The organism is Pantoea sp. NGS-ED-1003 (assembly GCF_000738765.1).
Lineage (GTDB): Bacteria > Pseudomonadota > Gammaproteobacteria > Enterobacterales > Enterobacteriaceae > Pantoea > Pantoea septica.
This window is the reverse complement of sequence record NZ_JPQA01000008.1, coordinates 19,498-36,510: the sequence shown is the minus strand read 5'-3', so window position 1 is coordinate 36,510 and position 17,013 is coordinate 19,498. Positions and strand designations below refer to the sequence as shown.

Genomic DNA, 17,013 nt, shown 5'->3' with positions numbered 1-17,013 from the left:
TTAACTACTATGCGTAAAAGATTTATTGCCGGTGCGGTTTGCCCGCACTGTCAGGAAAAAGACACGCTGGCGATGTGGCGAGAAAACAACGTTGACGTTGTGGAGTGCGTAAAGTGCGGACACCAGATGCGCGAGGCGGATAAGCAGGTTCGCGATCAGGTTCGCAGCCAGGAGCAAGTGATCGGTATTTTCCATCCCGAGTAGCGAAATGGCGCAGCTTTTTTTACGCTTAAACTTACAGCGGGATTGAATTCCGATACAATCGGCGCCACTAACGCTGAGGTTAATCGCATCGCGCAAGAGCGATCTCAGCCCCGAACCTTTCTGGTTGGTGTTATTGCACGTAAGAATAGACCAATGAGACGGGATCTTAGTTCTCAACGGTTAGGAGATATCATGAAAGTAGCAAAAGACCTGGTGGTGAGCCTGGCCTATCAGGTACGTACAGAAGATGGTGTGTTGGTTGACGAGTCGCCGGTAAGTGCGCCGTTAGACTATCTGCACGGTCATGGTTCCCTGATTTCTGGTCTGGAAAAAGCGCTGGAAAATCACGATGTCGGCGACAAGTTTGACGTGCATATTCCGGCTAACGATGCATACGGCCAGTACGACGACAACCTGGTGCAGCGCGTACCTAAAGACGTCTTTATGGGCGTTGACGAACTGCAGGTTGGCATGCGCTTCCTGGCGGAAACCGATCAGGGCCCGGTTCCGGTCGAAATCACCGAAGTGGAAGACGAGCACGTTGTGGTTGACGGCAACCACATGCTGGCGGGTCAGAACCTGAACTTCAACGTGGAAGTCGTCGCGATCCGCGAAGCGACCCCGGAAGAGCTGGCGCACGGCCACGTTCACGGCGAGCACGGTCACGACCACGACCATGACCACGATCATGACCATGGTCACGATCACGGCAACGGCGGCTGCGGCAGCCACGGCGGTTGCGGCTGCAACCACTAAGCCACCCAGATTTCAAAGGCCACCTTCGAGGTGGCTTTTTTTTGCCTTTGCGATCGAAAAATGCGCGAGTAAGCGGCGAGGCAAGGCGCCAGGAAGCGGGAGAGCGGAGCATACCGAGGTATGTGAGCATCTCCGGCTGACGCAGCAACGCGACATCGCTGCTGCGCAGCCATTCTGGACAGATCAATAATGCGGAGGCGGCGTCTCTTCCGACTGCGACGCCACCATCGACGGCGCGGCCGCTTTCAGCTTATCCAGCAGCAGGCGCTGCTGCTCGCGCATTTTCGCCATTTCCAGCTCATGCTGCACCACCGTCTGATTAAGCTGATCGATGGTCAGCTCCTGGAAGGCCAGCTTGCTTTCCAGCGCTTCAAGCCGTTGTTCCCACTCTGATTGTTGCATGACCTCTCCTTATAGTATGACGCTGCGAATCTCGCATCAGGCGCTGATTCTACGGCTTCTCCTGTAGGAATCACCCGATTTCTTTGCCGCCTCGCCTGTGAAGGGTTGAATAACGCCTTTTGCAGCATCATCTCTGATGAAACTTCCTGATGCAAAAAAGGTCGGAGGAGAACCGGGTAATTACGCTGCGGGAGTGTTCGCCGCTGCCGCGTACAGTTATAGTGTGGAGCTTTAGTCCGCAATAATTCCCGAGGTGAGACGCTTCGGTTTTGGAGAAAGGATGAAATCACTGTTTAAAGTCACAATGTTAGCCACCACCATGGCCATCGCGCTGAACGCGCCGCTGGCAATGGCAGCCGAAACGACCGCAGCGCCTGCTGCGAGCGATGCGGCACCGCAGGCGCCGAAAAATGCGGCCTTCAAAAATGAAGACCAGCAATCAGCTTACGCTCTTGGCGCCTCACTGGGTCGCTACATGGACAACTCCCTGAAGGAACAGGAGAAACTGGGCATCAAGCTGGACAAAGATCAGCTGATCGCGGGCGTTCAGGATGCGTTCGGCGGCAAGAGCAAACTCTCCGATCAAGAGATCGAGCAGACCCTGCAGGCCTTTGAAGGCCGCGTGAAAGGCGCCGCGCAGGCGAAGATGGAAAAAGACGCGAAAGAGAACGCCGATAAAGGCACCGCTTTCGCCGACAAGTTCGCTAAAGAGAGCGGCGTGAAGAAAACCGAATCCGGCCTGCTGTATAAAGTAGAGAAAGAAGGCAGCGGTGACGCGCCGAAAGACAGCGATACCGTTGTCGTGAACTACAAAGGCACCCTGATCGACGGCACCGAGTTCGACAACTCCTATACGCGTGGTGAACCGCTCTCTTTCCGTCTCGACGGCGTGATTCCGGGCTGGACCGAAGGTCTGAAGCACGTGAAGAAAGGCGGTAAAATCAAGCTGGTAATCCCGCCGCAGCTCGCCTACGGCAAAAACGGCGTGCCGGGCATTCCGGCCAACTCGACGCTGGTGTTCGATGTTGAACTGCTCGACATCAAGCCGGCGCCTAAAGCAGACGAGAAAGCGCAGGCGCCAGCCGCCGACGCGAAGAAATCTCAATAATCTGTCTGCCGCCGCCTTCGGGCGGCGGTTTCATTTCCAGCCTGCGACAAAGCTCTGGCATAAGCGTGCGACATTTGCCAGACTATCCTCTGCATAACTTTCCCAATAAAAAGAGTCTGCCCGCTGCGCTGAGACAGGCTCCAGCCATTTAGGGTAATGTCTTCGATGTCAAATCCATTCAATCCCGGCGAACTGAGCGACTTCGATTTACTGGAGCAGCGTCCCTTCGAGCAGACGGACTACGATATCCTCCGATCCTATGAGGCGGTAGTCGATGGCCTGGCGATGCTGATTGGTTCGCACTGCGAAATCGTGCTGCATTCGCTGGAAGATCTGAAGTGTTCGGCGGTACGCATCGCCAACGGCGAGCATACCGGCCGTAAAGTGGGCTCGCCGATTACCGATCTGGCGCTGCGCATGCTGCATGATATGCACGGCGCAGACAGCAACGTTTCTCGCGCCTATTTCACCCGCGCCAAAAGCGGCGTGCTGATGAAGTCGGTCACCATCGCGATACGCAACCGGCAGCAGCGCGTCATTGGGCTGTTGTGCATCAACATGAACCTCGATGTGCCGTTCTCGCAGATTATGTCGACCTTTATGCCGCCGGAGATGCACCAGGTCGATTCGAACGTGAATTTCGCCAGCTCGGTGGAAGATCTGGTGACGCAGACGCTGGAGTTCACCATCGAAGAGGTGAGTGCCGATCGCAATGTTTCTAATAACGCCAAGAATCGTCAGATCGTGCTGAATCTCTATGAGAAAGGCATCTTCGATATCAAAGACGCTATCAACCAGGTCGCGGATCGCCTCAATATCTCTAAGCACACCGTCTATCTCTATATTCGCCAGTTCAAGAACGGCGATTTCCAGGGGCAGGAGCGCTAATGCGTTACACCCTGCTGGTGACCGGTCCGGCCTACGGCACGCAGCAGGCGAGCAGCGCCTTGCTGTTCGCCCGCGCGCTGCTGGCCGCAGGTCATCAGCTGCAGAGCGTTTTTTTCTATCGCGAGGGCGTGCTGAACGCCAACGAGCTCACCGCGCCGGCCAGCGATGAAGCGGATATCGTGCGCGCCTGGCTGGAGCTGCATCAGGAACAGGGCGTGGCGCTGAATATCTGCGTGGCTGCCGCGCTGCGTCGCGGCGTCACCGACGCGCAGGAGGCGGAGCGGCTGCAGCTGGCGGGCAGCAATCTGCAGCCGGGATTTGAACTCAGCGGGCTGGGCGCGCTGGCGGAAGCCGCGCTCGGCTGCGATCGCCTGGTGCAGTTTTAATGAACCGCGTCGCTTTTGTGTTTACCCGCGCGCCGCACGGCAGCAGCGCTGGCCGTGAGGGACTCGACGCCGCGCTGGCCACCGGCGCGCTAAGCGAGTCGATAGGGCTGTTCTTTATCGGCGACGGCGTTCTGCAGCTTATGCCTGACCAGCAGCCGGAGAAGATCCTCGCGCGCAATCATGCCGCCACGTTTGGCGTGCTGGCGCTGTATGATATCGAGCAGTGCTATATCAGCCGCGAAGCGCTGCGCGAACGCGGCCTGGCGGAAGAGGGCGCGCGCGTAATGGATGTCGGCATTCTGGATGCGGCGGCGCTGCGGCAGCAGCTGGCGACCTACGATCGCATCATCACCTTTTAAGAGCGCGCTATGCTGCACACCTTAATGCATTCACCTTATTACAGCGACCTCGACACGCTGCTGCTCTTGCTGACGGCAGAGGACGATTTGCTGCTGCTGCAGGATGGCGTGCTGGGCGCGCTGGAAGGCAGCAGCGCGTTGAGCCGCTTGCTGACGTCGCCCGCAACGCTGTGGGTGCTGACGGAAGACGTGATCGCGCGCGGCCTTGCTGGTCAAATTTCAGCCAAAATAAGGCCGGTAGACTATACTGGTTTCGTCGCGCTCACTGAAAAACATCGGCAGCAAATGACCTGGTAATGCCTAAAGCCTGGTTATTTCTTGACACCCTATGGGCTCAGCCCTAAAATTCTGCGTCCTCGTAGTTATACGGGGCGATTTATTACGTGTTTACGAAGCAAAAGCAAATCCAGGAGCTATTTAATGGCAACAGTTAACCAGCTGGTTCGCAAACCACGCGTACGCAAAGTTGCAAAGAGCAACGTGCCTGCGCTGGAAGCTTGCCCGCAAAAACGTGGTGTTTGTACCCGTGTGTACACCACCACTCCGAAAAAACCGAACTCCGCACTGCGTAAAGTTTGCCGTGTTCGTCTGACTAACGGTTTTGAAGTTACCTCCTATATCGGCGGTGAAGGTCATAACCTGCAGGAACACTCCGTGATCCTGATCCGTGGCGGTCGTGTTAAAGACCTGCCAGGTGTGCGTTACCACACCGTTCGTGGCGCGCTGGACTGCTCAGGTGTTAAAGACCGTAAGCAGGCTCGCTCCAAGTACGGCGTGAAGAAGCCAAAGGCTTAATGGTTCTCCGTTAAGTAAGGCCAAACGTTTTAACTTAAATGTCAAACTAAACTCGTAGAGTTTTGGACAATCCTGAATTAACAACGGAGTATTTCCATGCCACGTCGTCGCGTCATTGGTCAGCGTAAAATCCTGCCGGATCCTAAGTTCGGATCAGAGCTGCTGGCCAAATTTGTAAATATCCTGATGGTAGATGGTAAAAAATCTACTGCTGAATCAATCGTTTATACTGCGCTTGAGACCCTGGCTCAGCGTTCTGGTAAAAACGAGCTGGAAGCCTTTGAAGTAGCCCTCGAAAACGTACGTCCGACTGTCGAAGTTAAGTCACGTCGCGTTGGTGGTTCTACCTATCAGGTACCAGTAGAAGTCCGTCCGGTTCGTCGTAATGCCCTGGCAATGCGTTGGATCGTAGAAGCTGCTCGTAAACGCGGTGATAAATCTATGGCTCTCCGCCTGGCGAACGAACTTTCTGACGCTGCAGAAAACAAAGGTACTGCAGTTAAGAAACGTGAAGACGTTCACCGCATGGCAGAAGCCAACAAGGCGTTCGCTCACTACCGCTGGTAATCGCCACGTAGTTGTTGTTAAACCAGCGGGCGTGCAAAATGCTAACCCGCTGGGTTCGACTAATTTTGAACGTCCGAGAATCAGAGGAATCAAATGGCTCGTACAACACCCATTGCGCGCTACCGTAACATTGGTATCAGCGCACACATCGACGCCGGTAAAACCACGACGACCGAGCGCATCCTGTTCTACACCGGTGTTAACCACAAAATCGGTGAAGTACACGATGGCGCAGCGACCATGGACTGGATGGCGCAGGAGCAGGAGCGTGGTATCACCATCACGTCTGCAGCGACCACCGCATTCTGGTCCGGTATGGCTAAGCAGTTTGAGCCGCACCGTATCAACATCATCGACACCCCTGGACACGTTGACTTCACCATCGAAGTAGAACGTTCAATGCGTGTGCTCGATGGCGCAGTAATGGTTTACTGTGCTGTAGGTGGCGTGCAGCCGCAGTCTGAGACCGTATGGCGTCAGGCAAACAAATACAAAGTTCCGCGTATTGCGTTCGTTAACAAAATGGACCGTATGGGCGCGAACTTCCTGAAAGTTGTTGGTCAGATCGAATCCCGTCTGGGCGCGACTCCGGTTCCGCTGCAGCTGGCTATCGGCGCTGAAGAGAACTTCACCGGCGTTGTTGACCTGATCAAAATGAAAGCCATCAACTGGAACGATGCCGACCAGGGCGTTACCTTCGTTTACGAAGATATCCCGGCCGACATGCAGGAACTGGCTGAAGAGTGGCGCGGCAAGCTGATCGAAGCGGCAGCAGAAGCTTCTGAAGAGCTGATGGAGAAATTCTTCAGCGGCGAAGAGCTGAGCGAAGAAGAGATCAAAACCGCTCTGCGTCAGCGCGTACTGCGCAACGAAATCATCCTGGTTACCTGTGGTTCTGCGTTCAAGAACAAAGGTGTTCAGGCAATGCTGGATGCCGTGGTTGAATACCTGCCGGCACCGACTGACGTTCCTGCGATCAACGGTATGCTGGACGACGGTAAAGACACGCCTGCTGAGCGTCACGCTGACGACAGCGAGCCGTTCTCTGCGCTGGCGTTCAAAATCGCCAACGACCCGTTCGTGGGCAACCTGACCTTCTTCCGCGTCTACTCTGGCGTGGTTAACTCAGGTGACACCGTACTGAACTCCGTGAAATCCGCACGTGAGCGTTTCGGCCGTATCGTACAGATGCACGCCAACAAACGTGAAGAGATCAGCGAAGTTCGCGCGGGCGACATCGCGGCTGCGATCGGTCTGAAAGACGTGATCACCGGTGACACCCTGTGTGACCCGAGCAACCCGATTATCCTGGAACGCATGGAGTTCCCGGAGCCGGTAATCTCTATCGCCGTTGAGCCGAAAACCAAAGCTGACCAGGAAAAAATGGGTCTGGCTCTGGGCCGTCTGGCTAAAGAAGACCCGTCATTCCGCGTATGGACTGACGAAGAGTCTAACCAGACCATCATCGCCGGTATGGGTGAGCTGCACCTCGACATCATCGTTGACCGCATGAAGCGCGAATTCAACGTTGAAGCGAACGTGGGCAAACCGCAGGTTGCTTACCGCGAAGCGATTCGCTCTAAAGTTACCGACATCGAAGGTAAACACGCCAAGCAGTCTGGTGGTCGCGGTCAGTATGGTCATGTTGTTATCGACATGTACCCGCTGGAGCCGGGTTCAAACCCGAAAGGCTACGAATTTGTCAACGATATCAAAGGTGGTGTGATTCCTGGCGAATACATCCCTGCGGTTGACAAAGGCATCCAGGAACAGCTGAAATCTGGCCCGCTGGCAGGTTATCCGGTTGTTGATCTGGGCGTGCGTCTGCACTTCGGTTCTTACCATGACGTGGACTCCTCAGAGCTGGCGTTTAAACTGGCCGCTTCTATCGCCTTCAAAGATGGCTTTAAGAAAGCACAGCCGGTACTGCTTGAGCCGATCATGAAGGTTGAAGTAGAGACTCCGGAAGAGAACACCGGTGACGTCATCGGTGACCTTAGCCGTCGTCGTGGTATGCTGAAAGGGCAGGAATCTAACGCTACCGGCGTTCAGATTCACGCTGAAGTTCCGCTGTCTGAAATGTTCGGATACGCGACGCAGTTGCGTTCTCTGACTAAAGGCCGTGCTTCTTACTCCATGGAGTTCCTGAAGTACGATGATGCGCCGAACAACGTCGCTCAGGCCGTTATTGAAGCTCGTAGCAAATAAGGCTACGGTTTAAAAATTGTGAACAGATGCCTTCATCAATGATGAAGGCATAACAGTAAGGATTATCGCCATGGCGAAAGAGCAATTTCAACGTAACAAACTGCACGTAAACGTGGGCACCATCGGTCACGTTGACCACGGTAAAACCACTCTGACTGCAGCAATCACCACCGTTCTGGCTAAAACCTACGGCGGCCAGGCTCGCGCATTCGACCAGATCGATAACGCGCCGGAAGAGAAAGCACGTGGTATCACCATCAACACCTCTCACGTTGAGTATGAAACCCCGTCTCGCCACTACGCGCACGTTGACTGCCCGGGCCACGCCGACTATGTGAAAAACATGATCACCGGTGCGGCGCAGATGGACGGCGCTATCCTGGTTGTTGCTGCGACTGACGGCCCGATGCCGCAGACCCGTGAGCACATCCTGCTGGGTCGTCAGGTTGGCGTTCCGTACATCATCGTGTTCCTGAACAAGTGCGACATGGTTGATGACGAAGAGCTGCTGGAACTGGTTGAGATGGAAGTCCGTGACCTGCTGTCACAGTACGACTTCCCGGGCGACGACACCCCGATCGTTCGCGGTTCCGCGCTGAAAGCGCTGGAAGGCGACGCTGAGTGGGAAGCGAAGATCGTTGAGCTGGCTGGCCACCTGGATACCTACATCCCGGATCCGGTTCGCGCAATCGATCTGCCGTTCCTGCTGCCGATCGAAGACGTATTCTCAATCTCTGGCCGTGGTACCGTTGTTACCGGTCGTGTTGAGCGCGGCATCGTGAAAGTCGGCGACGAAGTTGAAATCGTGGGCATCAAAGACACCGCGAAATCAACCTGTACCGGCGTTGAAATGTTCCGCAAACTGCTGGATCAGGGTCAGGCTGGTGAGAACGTCGGCGTTCTGCTGCGTGGTATCAAGCGTGAAGAGATCGAGCGTGGCCAGGTTCTGGCTAAGCCGGGCTCAATCAAGCCGCACACCACTTTCGTGTCAGAAGTTTACGTTCTGTCCAAAGAAGAAGGCGGTCGTCACACTCCGTTCTTCAAAGGCTACCGTCCGCAGTTCTACTTCCGTACTACTGACGTGACTGGCAACATCGAACTGCCGGAAGGCGTTGAGATGGTAATGCCAGGCGACAACATCAAAATGACCGTTACTCTGATCCATCCGATCGCGATGGACCAGGGTCTGCGCTTCGCAATCCGCGAAGGCGGCCGTACCGTTGGTGCGGGCGTTGTTGCTGAAGTTATCGCTTAATTGCGTTAGCCAGGTGGCCTTCGGGCCACCAGAGCAGAAAAGAGCACTTCGGTGCTCTTTTTTTATGTCTGAAACCTGCTCAGGCCACCTTATCCACACTAATCTTAGGTTTGAAATAAAAACGATTCTCATTTAATCTTTGATCATAAAACGATCGAGGTGAGCAGTAAATGTACGTCTGTTTGTGTAACGCCGTCAGTGACAAAACCCTTCGCGAGGCGGTTCGCCGCTATCAGCCTAAATCTATCCAGCAGCTGCGCCAGCTTGTTCCGGTCGGAAAGCAGTGCGGCAAGTGCATTCGCGTAGCGCGAGAAATCATGGAAGACGAACTGCAAAACGTGCCGCTCTATAAAGAGATCGCCTAATCCTCCCTACGCGCTGGCCTTAATACCCACAAATTTTGTCGCGTTTTTTTGACTTCTTTTTATCCGCATCTACGCTCTAATTTAACTGGAAGCGGAGGAAGCAAAATGAAGGGCGACATTAAAATCATAAGCCATCTCAATAAATTGCTGGGAAATGAACTGGTTGCCATCAACCAGTACTTTCTTCATGCGCGGATGTTTAAAAACTGGGGTCTGATGCGCCTCAACGACACGGAGTACCATGAATCCATCGACGAGATGAAGCACGCTGATAAATATATCGAGCGCATTCTGTTTCTGGAGGGGATTCCCAACCTGCAGGATTTAGGCCGGCTGCGGATTGGCGAAGATGTGGAGGAGATGCTGCGCTCGGATCTTCAGCTGGAGCTGGAAGGGGCGAAAGACCTGCGCGAAGCTATTGCCTACGCCGATAAGGTGCATGACTATGTCAGCCGCGACATGATGATCGAAATCCTCGCGGATGAAGAGCACCATATCGACTGGATTGAAACCGAGCTCGATCTCATCAACAAGCTGGGCATTCAGAACTACCTGCAGGCGCAAATCCGGGAAAGAGACGAAGAGTAGAGCAGCCGTGAAGCACACCTTAAAAGAGCCCGTTTTCGCCGCCAGATAGCGAGAGCGGGCTTGTGTCTTTTTACTTAATTCTGATGCACACATCCGTCTCTACTCCGCTTCGCCACGTTCTGCCGCAATAATACCGCTATAAAATAAGGTTAAAAACAGAACACGGGTTGCTTCCTGAGCAGATTTACGTATAATGCGCGGGCTTGCCAATATTAGCAGGCGCGATTCGAGCAGAATCGCAGGCGGCAGCATGTTAGGTCGCCTGACAATACTCCCAATTGTGGAGTTATATGCTGAACGATTACACTCTCCCATCAATCGTAATGGGTGCGAGTAGTAATTTTTTTCGTCTATAAAAAGTTTGGAGCTCTGGTCTCATGCAGAACCAAAGAATCCGTATCCGTCTTAAAGCGTTTGATCATCGTCTGATCGATCAATCAACCGCGGAAATCGTTGAGACCGCCAAGCGCACTGGTGCGCAGGTTCGTGGTCCGATCCCGCTGCCGACTCGCAAAGAGCGCTTCACCGTTCTGATCTCTCCGCACGTTAACAAAGATGCGCGCGATCAGTACGAAATCCGCACTCACAAGCGTCTGGTAGACATCGTTGAGCCAACTGAAAAAACCGTTGATGCTCTGATGCGTCTGGATCTGGCTGCCGGTGTAGACGTGCAGATCAGCCTGGGTTAATCAGGTCATCGAGCGATTGAGAGGTTGATACAATGATTGGTTTAGTCGGTAAAAAAGTGGGCATGACCCGCGTCTTCACTGAAGACGGCGTTTCAATCCCAGTAACCGTAATCGAAGTTGAAGCAAACCGCGTTACTCAGGTCAAAGGCCTGGAGAACGATGGTTACCAGGCAATCCAGGTTACCACCGGTGCGAAAAAAGCGAACCGTGTGACCAAACCTGAAGCTGGTCATTTTGCTAAAGCTGGCGTTGAAGCCGGCCGTGGTCTGTGGGAATTCCTCACCGTTGAAGGTGAAGAGTACTCAGTTGGCCAGAGCATCAGTGTTGAAATTTTCGCTGACGTTAAAAAAGTAGACGTTACCGGTACCTCTAAAGGTAAAGGTTTCGCAGGTACCGTTAAGCGCTGGAACTTCCGTACCCAGGACGCTACCCACGGTAACTCCCTTTCTCACCGCGTTCCGGGTTCTATCGGTCAGAACCAGACTCCGGGCAAAGTGTTCAAGGGCAAGAAAATGGCAGGTCAGCTGGGTAATGAGCGCGTAACCGTTCAGAGCCTGGATGTGGTACGTGTTGACGCTGAGCGCAACCTGCTGCTGGTGAAAGGTGCTGTCCCGGGTGCGACCGGCAGCGACCTGATCGTTAAACCAGCTGTGAAGGCGTAAGGGGATAGCAATGGAATTAGTACTGAAAGACGCGCAGAGCGCGCTGACTGTTTCCGAAACTACCTTCGGTCGTGATTTCAACGAAGCGCTGGTTCACCAGGTTGTTGTTGCTTACGCTGCAGGCGCCCGTCAGGGTACCCGCGCGCAGAAAACGCGTGCTGAAGTAACTGGTTCGGGCAAAAAGCCCTGGCGCCAGAAAGGCACCGGCCGTGCGCGTTCAGGTTCTGTAAAGAGCCCGATCTGGCGTTCAGGTGGCGTGACCTTCGCTGCGCGTCCGCAGGACCACAGTCAAAAAGTTAACAAAAAGATGTACCGCGGCGCGCTGAAAAGCATCCTGTCCGAGCTGGTACGTCAAGATCGTCTGATCGTTGTCGAGACGTTCTCTGTAGAAGCACCGAAAACCAAGCTGCTGGTACAGAAACTGAAAGACATGGCGCTGGAAGACGTGCTGATCATCACCGGTGAACTGGATGAGAATCTGTTCCTGGCTGCCCGCAACCTGTACAAGGTTGACGTGCGCGATGCAGCGGGTATCGACCCAGTTAGCCTGATCGCCTTCGACAAAGTCGTTATGACTGCTGATGCAGTTAAGCAAGTTGAGGAGATGCTGGCATGATCCGTGAAGAACGTCTGCTGAAAGTACTGCGCGCGCCGCACGTATCTGAAAAAGCGTCTGCTGCGATGGAAAAAACCAACACCATCGTTCTCAAAGTTGCTAAAGACGCGACCAAAGCAGAGATCGTTGCTGCTGTTGAAAAACTGTTCGAAGTAGAAGTTAAAGACGTGAATACCCTGGTTGTTAAAGGGAAAACTAAGCGTCACGGACAGCGTATCGGTCGTCGCAGCGACTGGAAAAAAGCTTACGTCACCCTGAAGGAAGGCCAGAACCTGGACTTCGTCGGCGGCGCTGAGTAAGTCGGAGGAGAAAGACAATGGCAGTTGTTAAATGTAAACCGACATCTCCGGGTCGTCGCCACGTCGTTAAAGTGGTAAACCCTGAGCTGCACAAGGGCAAACCTTTTGCCCCGCTGATCGAAAAGAACAGCAAATCCGGTGGTCGTAACAACAATGGTCGTATCACTACCCGTCATATCGGTGGTGGTCACAAGCAGGCTTACCGTATTGTTGACTTTAAACGCAACAAAGACGGTATCCCGGCAGTTGTTGAGCGTCTTGAGTACGATCCGAACCGTTCTGCGAACATCGCACTGGTTCTGTACAAAGACGGCGAGCGCCGTTATATCCTGGCCCCTAAAGGCCTGAAAGCCGGCGACCAGATTCAGTCTGGCGTTGATGCTGCGATCAAAGCAGGTAACACCCTGCCGATGCGTAACATCCCGGTGGGTTCTACTGTGCACAACGTAGAAATGAAGCCGGGCAAAGGCGGTCAGATCGCTCGCTCTGCTGGCGCTTACGTGCAGATCGTTGCGCGTGAAGGCTCCTACGTTACCCTGCGTCTGCGTTCAGGCGAAATGCGTAAAATCGAAGCTGATTGCCGCGCAACCCTGGGCGAAGTCGGCAACGCTGAGCATATGCTGCGCGTGCTGGGTAAAGCTGGTGCAACTCGTTGGCGTGGTGTTCGTCCGACCGTTCGCGGTACCGCGATGAACCCAGTAGATCACCCGCACGGTGGTGGTGAAGGTCGTAACTTTGGTAAGCACCCGGTAACTCCGTGGGGCGTTCAGACCAAAGGTAAGAAGACCCGTAGCAACAAGCGTACTGATAAATTTATCGTACGTCGCCGTAGCAAATAATTTTAGAGGATAAGCCATGCCACGTTCTCTCAAGAAAGGTCCTTTTATTGACCTGCACTTGCTGAAGAAGGTAGAGAAAGCGGTGGAAAGCGGAGACAAGAAGCCCCTGCGCACCTGGTCCCGTCGTTCAACGATCTTCCCTAACATGATCGGTTTGACCATCGCTGTCCATAATGGTCGTCAGCACGTTCCTGTCTTTGTTTCCGACGAAATGGTCGGCCACAAGCTGGGTGAATTTGCACCGACACGTACTTATCGCGGCCACGCTGCTGATAAGAAAGCCAAGAAGAAATAAGTAGGAGGAAGAGATGGAAACTATTGCTCAACATCGCCATGCTCGTTCTTCTGCTCAGAAGGTTCGCCTTGTTGCTGACCTGATTCGCGGTAAGAAAGTGTCGCAGGCTCTGGATATTCTGACCTACACCAACAAGAAAGCGGCTGTACTGGTTAAGAAGGTCCTGGAATCTGCCATTGCTAACGCCGAACACAACGATGGCGCTGATATCGACGATCTGAAAGTCGCGAAAATTTTCGTAGACGAAGGCCCGAGCATGAAGCGCATTATGCCGCGTGCTAAAGGTCGTGCAGATCGCATCCTGAAGCGCACCAGCCACATTACTGTGGTTGTGTCCGATCGCTGAGACTCTGGAGACTAGCAATGGGTCAGAAAGTACATCCTAATGGTATTCGCCTGGGTATTGTAAAACCATGGAACTCTACCTGGTTTGCGAACACCAAAGAATTCGCTGACAACCTGGACAGCGATTTTAAAGTTCGTCAGTTCCTGACTAAAGAACTGGCAAAAGCGTCTGTATCCCGCATCGTTATCGAGCGTCCGGCTAAGAGCATCCGTGTGACCATTCACACCGCTCGCCCGGGTATCGTTATCGGTAAAAAGGGTGAAGACGTAGAGAAACTGCGCACGGTCGTCGCGAACATCGCTGGCGTACCTGCACAGATCAATATCGCCGAAGTCCGTAAGCCGGAACTGGACGCGAAACTGGTTGCTGACAGCATCACTTCACAGCTGGAGCGTCGCGTGATGTTCCGTCGTGCGATGAAGCGTGCTGTTCAGAACGCCATGCGTCTGGGCGCTAAAGGTATCAAAGTTGAAGTTAGCGGCCGTCTGGGTGGCGCTGAGATCGCACGTACCGAATGGTACCGTGAAGGTCGCGTACCGCTGCACACTCTGCGTGCTGACATTGACTACAACACCTCTGAAGCGCACACCACTTATGGTGTAATCGGCGTTAAGGTATGGATCTTCAAAGGCGAGATCCTGGGTGGTATGGCTGCTGTTGAACAACCGGAACCGGCTGCTCAACCTAAAAAGCAGCAGCGTAAAGGCCGTAAGTAAGGAGAGTCGCTGATGTTACAACCAAAGCGTACAAAATTCCGTAAAGTGCACAAAGGCCGCAACCGCGGTCTGGCGCAGGGTACGGATGTTAGCTTCGGTACTTTCGGTCTGAAAGCTGTTGGCCGTGGTCGTCTGACTGCTCGTCAGATCGAAGCAGCACGTCGTGCTATGACCCGTGCAGTTAAGCGTCAAGGTAAGATCTGGATCCGTGTATTCCCGGACAAACCGATCACCGAGAAGCCGCTGGAAGTGCGTATGGGTAAAGGTAAGGGTAACGTGGAGTATTGGGTTGCCCTGATTCAGCCTGGTAAAGTCCTGTATGAAATGGACGGCGTACCAGAAGAGCTGGCCCGTGAAGCCTTCAAGCTGGCAGCAGCAAAACTGCCTATCAAAACCACCTTTGTTACTAAGACGGTGATGTAATGAAAGCAACAGAGCTGCGTGAAAAAAGCGTTGAAGAGCTGAACACTGAGCTGCTTAATCTGCTGCGTGAGCAATTTAACCTGCGCATGCAGGCAGCATCTGGCCAACTGCAGCAGACCCATCTGCTGAAACAGGTTCGCCGTGATGTTGCACGCGTTAAGACTTTACTGACTGAGAAGGCGGGTGCGTAATGACCGATAAAATCCGTACTCTGCAAGGTCGTGTTGTTAGTGACAAAATGCAGAAATCTGCAGTTGTCGCTATCGAGCGTTTCGTGAAACACCCGATCTACGGTAAATTCATTAAGCGTACGACTAAGCTGCACATCCATGACGAGAACAACGAATGCGGTATTGGTGACGTGGTTGAAATCCGCGAAACCCGTCCGCTGTCCAAGACCAAATCCTGGACTCTGGTTCGCGTCATCGAGAAAGCCGTTCTGTAACAGGAACTGTTTTTTCTGAAGAAACCCTCTGCCTCGGCAGAGGGTTTTTTTTTGCCTGTTATTCACCCCATTCCCAATAATGGCTAAATTATCGCCTGCCGACCTGTTCATAATGGCTAACGCTTGTGCTGCGGCGAGGGCGCCGCACTCTGTTTCTCATTTGGACAAGGAAGCGTAGCGTGAAAAAGGAATCCCCCGACCGGCTTCGTCGGTCTCTGCTTAGCGTGCCGCTGCTGGCGGCGATCCCTTCTGTTGGCCTGGCGAAAAAAGAGGCGATACTATCGACCCTTCACTCACCGCAGCAGAAGGGTAATGGGATGCAACGGACTCTGTTATTAAGAAATGCTGAGAGGGTCGTCTGTATGGATGATGCGCGCCGCGAGATTCGCAATGGCAGCATCTACATAAAAGGCGACAAAATTGAGGCGGTCGGTTCAGCGGACGAGCTGCCGCAAAGCGCGGACGAGATTATCGACCTGCGCGGGCACATCGTGGTGCCGGGCCTGATCAATACGCATCATCATATGTATCAAAGCCTCACCCGCGTCGTGCCATCGGTGCAAAACGGCGAGCTGTTCAACTGGCTGACGCACCTCTATCCCATCTGGCAGAAGCTGACGCCGGAAATGATACATGTCTCCACGCAGACGGCGATGGCCGAGCTGATGCTCTCCGGCTGCACCACAACCAGCGATCATCTTTACGTCTATCCCAACGGCTGCCGGCTCGACGACAGCATCGCGGCGGCAGCGGAGATGGGCATGCGCTTTCACGCCAGCCGCGGCAGCATGAGCGTCGGTCAGAAGCAGGGCGGCCTGCCGCCGGATAGCCTGGTAGAGAAAGAGGCCGCTATCCTCGAGGATACCCAGCGCGTTATCGAGCGCTATCACGACAGCCGTAGCGGCGCCATGCTGCGTATCGTCGTCGCGCCCTGTTCGCCTTTCTCGGTTAGCCGCGAGCTAATGAAGGAGTCCGCGTCACTGGCTCGCCGCTACAATGTCTCTATGCATACCCATCTTGCGGAGAACGACAGCGATATCCACTACAGCCGCGAGAAATTCAATATGACGCCGGCGCAGTATGTCGAGGATCTCGGCTGGGTAGGGCACGACGTCTGGCACGCGCACTGCGTGAAGCTTGACGATCACGGTATCGCGCTGTTTGCGCGTACCGGCACCGGCGTGGCGCACTGTCCCTGCTCCAATATGCGTCTCGCCTCCGGTATCGCGCCGATACGGCATATGTGCGACGCGGGCGTGAACGTCGGACTCGGGGTCGACGGCTCCGCCTCTAACGACAGTTCCGACATGATCGGCGAAGCGCGTCAGGCGATGCTGCTGCAGCGGGTCGGCTTCGGCCCCGATGCGATGAGCGCGCGGCAGGCGCTGGAACTGGCGACGCGAGGCGGCGCAAAGGTGCTGAACCGCGATGACATCGGCGTCATTGCGCCCGGCATGCAGGCGGATCTGGCGGTCTTCGATCTTAACCGGCTGGGGCTGGCCGGGGCAGGGCACGATCCGGTTGCGGCGCTGGTCTTCTGCAATCCGGGGCAGGTGGCCTATAGCGTTATTAATGGAAAAGTGGTGGTGCGCAACGGGGAATTGACGGTTATCGACCTGCCGAACGTGCTGCATCGTCATAATCAGCTGGCCGCGCAGCTGATGGCCTAAAGACGCTAAACAGGGAGACAATGGCGAGTGTCGAAAAATAAGGCAGATTACATTTGCTACTGCTGAGACTATTCCCTAGAATACGCCCTCCCTGTTATCAGGGAAAATAAGCGGCTCCATTGCTGAGCCGTT

General features: G+C 54.3%; 26 protein-coding genes. 25 read left to right on the top strand and 1 reads right to left on the bottom strand.

Annotation, left to right across the window (positions count from 1 at the left end; genetic code table 11):
* The first annotated feature begins 9 nt into the window (after positions 1–9).
* Together JS46_RS16220 and slyD are read left to right on the top strand one after the other, a co-directional pair.
* Positions 10–204, top strand: a complete 195-nt coding sequence (locus JS46_RS16220) for a YheV family putative zinc ribbon protein (RefSeq protein ID WP_033753007.1) — start codon at positions 10–12, stop codon at positions 202–204.
* 192 nt (positions 205–396) lie between these two features.
* Positions 397–960 carry a peptidylprolyl isomerase gene (gene slyD, locus JS46_RS16215; protein WP_033753006.1) on the top strand — a complete coding sequence of 188 codons (564 nt, stop codon included), beginning with the start codon at positions 397–399 and terminating at the stop codon, positions 958–960.
* A 183-nt stretch (positions 961–1,143) separates the two neighbouring features.
* On the opposite strand, the gene JS46_RS16210 is transcribed toward slyD, so the two are convergent.
* Positions 1,144–1,362, bottom strand: a complete 219-nt coding sequence (locus JS46_RS16210; protein WP_033753004.1) for a SlyX family protein — start codon at positions 1,360–1,362, stop codon at positions 1,144–1,146.
* Positions 1,363–1,642: 280 nt separating this feature from the next.
* Here JS46_RS16210 and fkpA point away from each other — a divergent pair, with 280 nt between their 5' ends.
* From fkpA to JS46_RS16095, 23 genes are all read left to right on the top strand, one after another.
* Positions 1,643–2,470 carry an FKBP-type peptidyl-prolyl cis-trans isomerase gene (gene fkpA, locus JS46_RS16205; protein WP_033753002.1) on the top strand — a complete coding sequence of 276 codons (828 nt, stop codon included), beginning with the start codon at positions 1,643–1,645 and terminating at the stop codon, positions 2,468–2,470.
* A gap of 165 nt (positions 2,471–2,635) precedes the next feature.
* Positions 2,636–3,358, top strand: coding sequence for a transcriptional regulator (locus JS46_RS16200; RefSeq protein ID WP_033752999.1), 723 nt, complete (start codon positions 2,636–2,638; stop codon positions 3,356–3,358).
* The gene (tusD, locus tag JS46_RS16195) at positions 3,358–3,744 is read left to right on the top strand and encodes a sulfurtransferase complex subunit TusD (protein WP_033752997.1); all 387 of its coding nucleotides are present in this window, start codon (positions 3,358–3,360) and stop codon (positions 3,742–3,744) included. Before JS46_RS16200 ends, tusD begins: the two co-directional genes overlap by 1 nt.
* Positions 3,744–4,103 carry a sulfurtransferase complex subunit TusC gene (gene tusC, locus JS46_RS16190; protein WP_033752995.1) on the top strand — a complete coding sequence of 120 codons (360 nt, stop codon included), beginning with the start codon at positions 3,744–3,746 and terminating at the stop codon, positions 4,101–4,103. The genes tusD and tusC overlap by 1 nt, the downstream gene beginning before the upstream one ends.
* A 9-nt stretch (positions 4,104–4,112) precedes the next feature.
* On the top strand, positions 4,113–4,400 hold the full coding sequence (tusB, locus tag JS46_RS16185; RefSeq protein WP_033752993.1) for a sulfurtransferase complex subunit TusB: 288 nt from the start codon (positions 4,113–4,115) through the stop codon (positions 4,398–4,400).
* Positions 4,401–4,523: 123 nt separating this feature from the next.
* A complete protein-coding gene (gene rpsL / locus JS46_RS16180; RefSeq protein WP_003852912.1) occupies positions 4,524–4,898 on the top strand; it encodes a 30S ribosomal protein S12 in 375 nt (124 codons plus the stop codon).
* A 96-nt stretch (positions 4,899–4,994) separates the two neighbouring features.
* Positions 4,995–5,465 (top strand): 30S ribosomal protein S7, encoded by a 471-nt coding sequence (rpsG, locus tag JS46_RS16175; RefSeq protein WP_013510774.1) that lies wholly within the window; start codon positions 4,995–4,997, stop codon positions 5,463–5,465.
* Between the two features lie 93 nt (positions 5,466–5,558).
* A complete protein-coding gene (fusA, locus tag JS46_RS16170; protein WP_033752983.1) occupies positions 5,559–7,673 on the top strand; it encodes an elongation factor G in 2,115 nt (704 codons plus the stop codon).
* A gap of 70 nt (positions 7,674–7,743) precedes the next feature.
* On the top strand, positions 7,744–8,928 hold the full coding sequence (tuf, locus tag JS46_RS16165) for an elongation factor Tu (RefSeq protein WP_033752981.1): 1,185 nt from the start codon (positions 7,744–7,746) through the stop codon (positions 8,926–8,928).
* Between the two features lie 170 nt (positions 8,929–9,098).
* The gene (bfd, locus tag JS46_RS16160; RefSeq protein WP_033752979.1) at positions 9,099–9,293 is read left to right on the top strand and encodes a bacterioferritin-associated ferredoxin; all 195 of its coding nucleotides are present in this window, start codon (positions 9,099–9,101) and stop codon (positions 9,291–9,293) included.
* Positions 9,294–9,398: 105 nt separating this feature from the next.
* Positions 9,399–9,881 carry a bacterioferritin gene (gene bfr, locus JS46_RS16155; protein WP_033752977.1) on the top strand — a complete coding sequence of 161 codons (483 nt, stop codon included), beginning with the start codon at positions 9,399–9,401 and terminating at the stop codon, positions 9,879–9,881.
* Positions 9,882–10,258: 377 nt separating this feature from the next.
* Positions 10,259–10,570: a 30S ribosomal protein S10 gene (gene rpsJ / locus JS46_RS16150; RefSeq protein WP_001181005.1), complete on the top strand. Its 312-nt coding sequence runs from the start codon at positions 10,259–10,261 to the stop codon at positions 10,568–10,570.
* A 32-nt stretch (positions 10,571–10,602) separates the two neighbouring features.
* Complete coding sequence (gene rplC, locus JS46_RS16145) at positions 10,603–11,232, top strand: 50S ribosomal protein L3 (RefSeq protein ID WP_033752973.1); 630 nt, start codon at positions 10,603–10,605, stop codon at positions 11,230–11,232.
* 10 nt (positions 11,233–11,242) lie between these two features.
* Positions 11,243–11,848 carry a 50S ribosomal protein L4 gene (gene rplD, locus JS46_RS16140; protein WP_033752971.1) on the top strand — a complete coding sequence of 202 codons (606 nt, stop codon included), beginning with the start codon at positions 11,243–11,245 and terminating at the stop codon, positions 11,846–11,848.
* Entirely contained in the window at positions 11,845–12,147 is a 303-nt protein-coding gene (rplW, locus tag JS46_RS16135; RefSeq protein ID WP_033752969.1) for a 50S ribosomal protein L23, read from the top strand. The genes rplD and rplW overlap by 4 nt, the downstream gene beginning before the upstream one ends.
* A 17-nt stretch (positions 12,148–12,164) precedes the next feature.
* Positions 12,165–12,986 carry a 50S ribosomal protein L2 gene (gene rplB / locus JS46_RS16130; RefSeq protein WP_033752967.1) on the top strand — a complete coding sequence of 274 codons (822 nt, stop codon included), beginning with the start codon at positions 12,165–12,167 and terminating at the stop codon, positions 12,984–12,986.
* A 16-nt stretch (positions 12,987–13,002) separates the two neighbouring features.
* A complete protein-coding gene (gene rpsS / locus JS46_RS16125) occupies positions 13,003–13,281 on the top strand; it encodes a 30S ribosomal protein S19 (protein ID WP_001138115.1) in 279 nt (92 codons plus the stop codon).
* Positions 13,282–13,294: 13 nt separating this feature from the next.
* Complete coding sequence (gene rplV / locus JS46_RS16120; protein ID WP_007891659.1) at positions 13,295–13,627, top strand: 50S ribosomal protein L22; 333 nt, start codon at positions 13,295–13,297, stop codon at positions 13,625–13,627.
* A 17-nt stretch (positions 13,628–13,644) separates the two neighbouring features.
* Positions 13,645–14,343, top strand: coding sequence for a 30S ribosomal protein S3 (rpsC, locus tag JS46_RS23915; protein WP_009087585.1), 699 nt, complete (start codon positions 13,645–13,647; stop codon positions 14,341–14,343).
* A gap of 12 nt (positions 14,344–14,355) precedes the next feature.
* Positions 14,356–14,766 (top strand): 50S ribosomal protein L16, encoded by a 411-nt coding sequence (gene rplP / locus JS46_RS23910; protein WP_002438716.1) that lies wholly within the window; start codon positions 14,356–14,358, stop codon positions 14,764–14,766.
* Positions 14,766–14,957, top strand: coding sequence for a 50S ribosomal protein L29 (gene rpmC, locus JS46_RS16105; protein WP_025902044.1), 192 nt, complete (start codon positions 14,766–14,768; stop codon positions 14,955–14,957). Before rplP ends, rpmC begins: the two co-directional genes overlap by 1 nt.
* On the top strand, positions 14,957–15,211 hold the full coding sequence (rpsQ, locus tag JS46_RS16100; protein WP_033752951.1) for a 30S ribosomal protein S17: 255 nt from the start codon (positions 14,957–14,959) through the stop codon (positions 15,209–15,211). The genes rpmC and rpsQ overlap by 1 nt, the downstream gene beginning before the upstream one ends.
* Positions 15,212–15,528: 317 nt before the next feature.
* On the top strand, positions 15,529–16,881 hold the full coding sequence (locus JS46_RS16095) for an 8-oxoguanine deaminase (protein ID WP_033753520.1): 1,353 nt from the start codon (positions 15,529–15,531) through the stop codon (positions 16,879–16,881).
* The last annotated feature ends 132 nt before the right edge of the window (positions 16,882–17,013 follow it).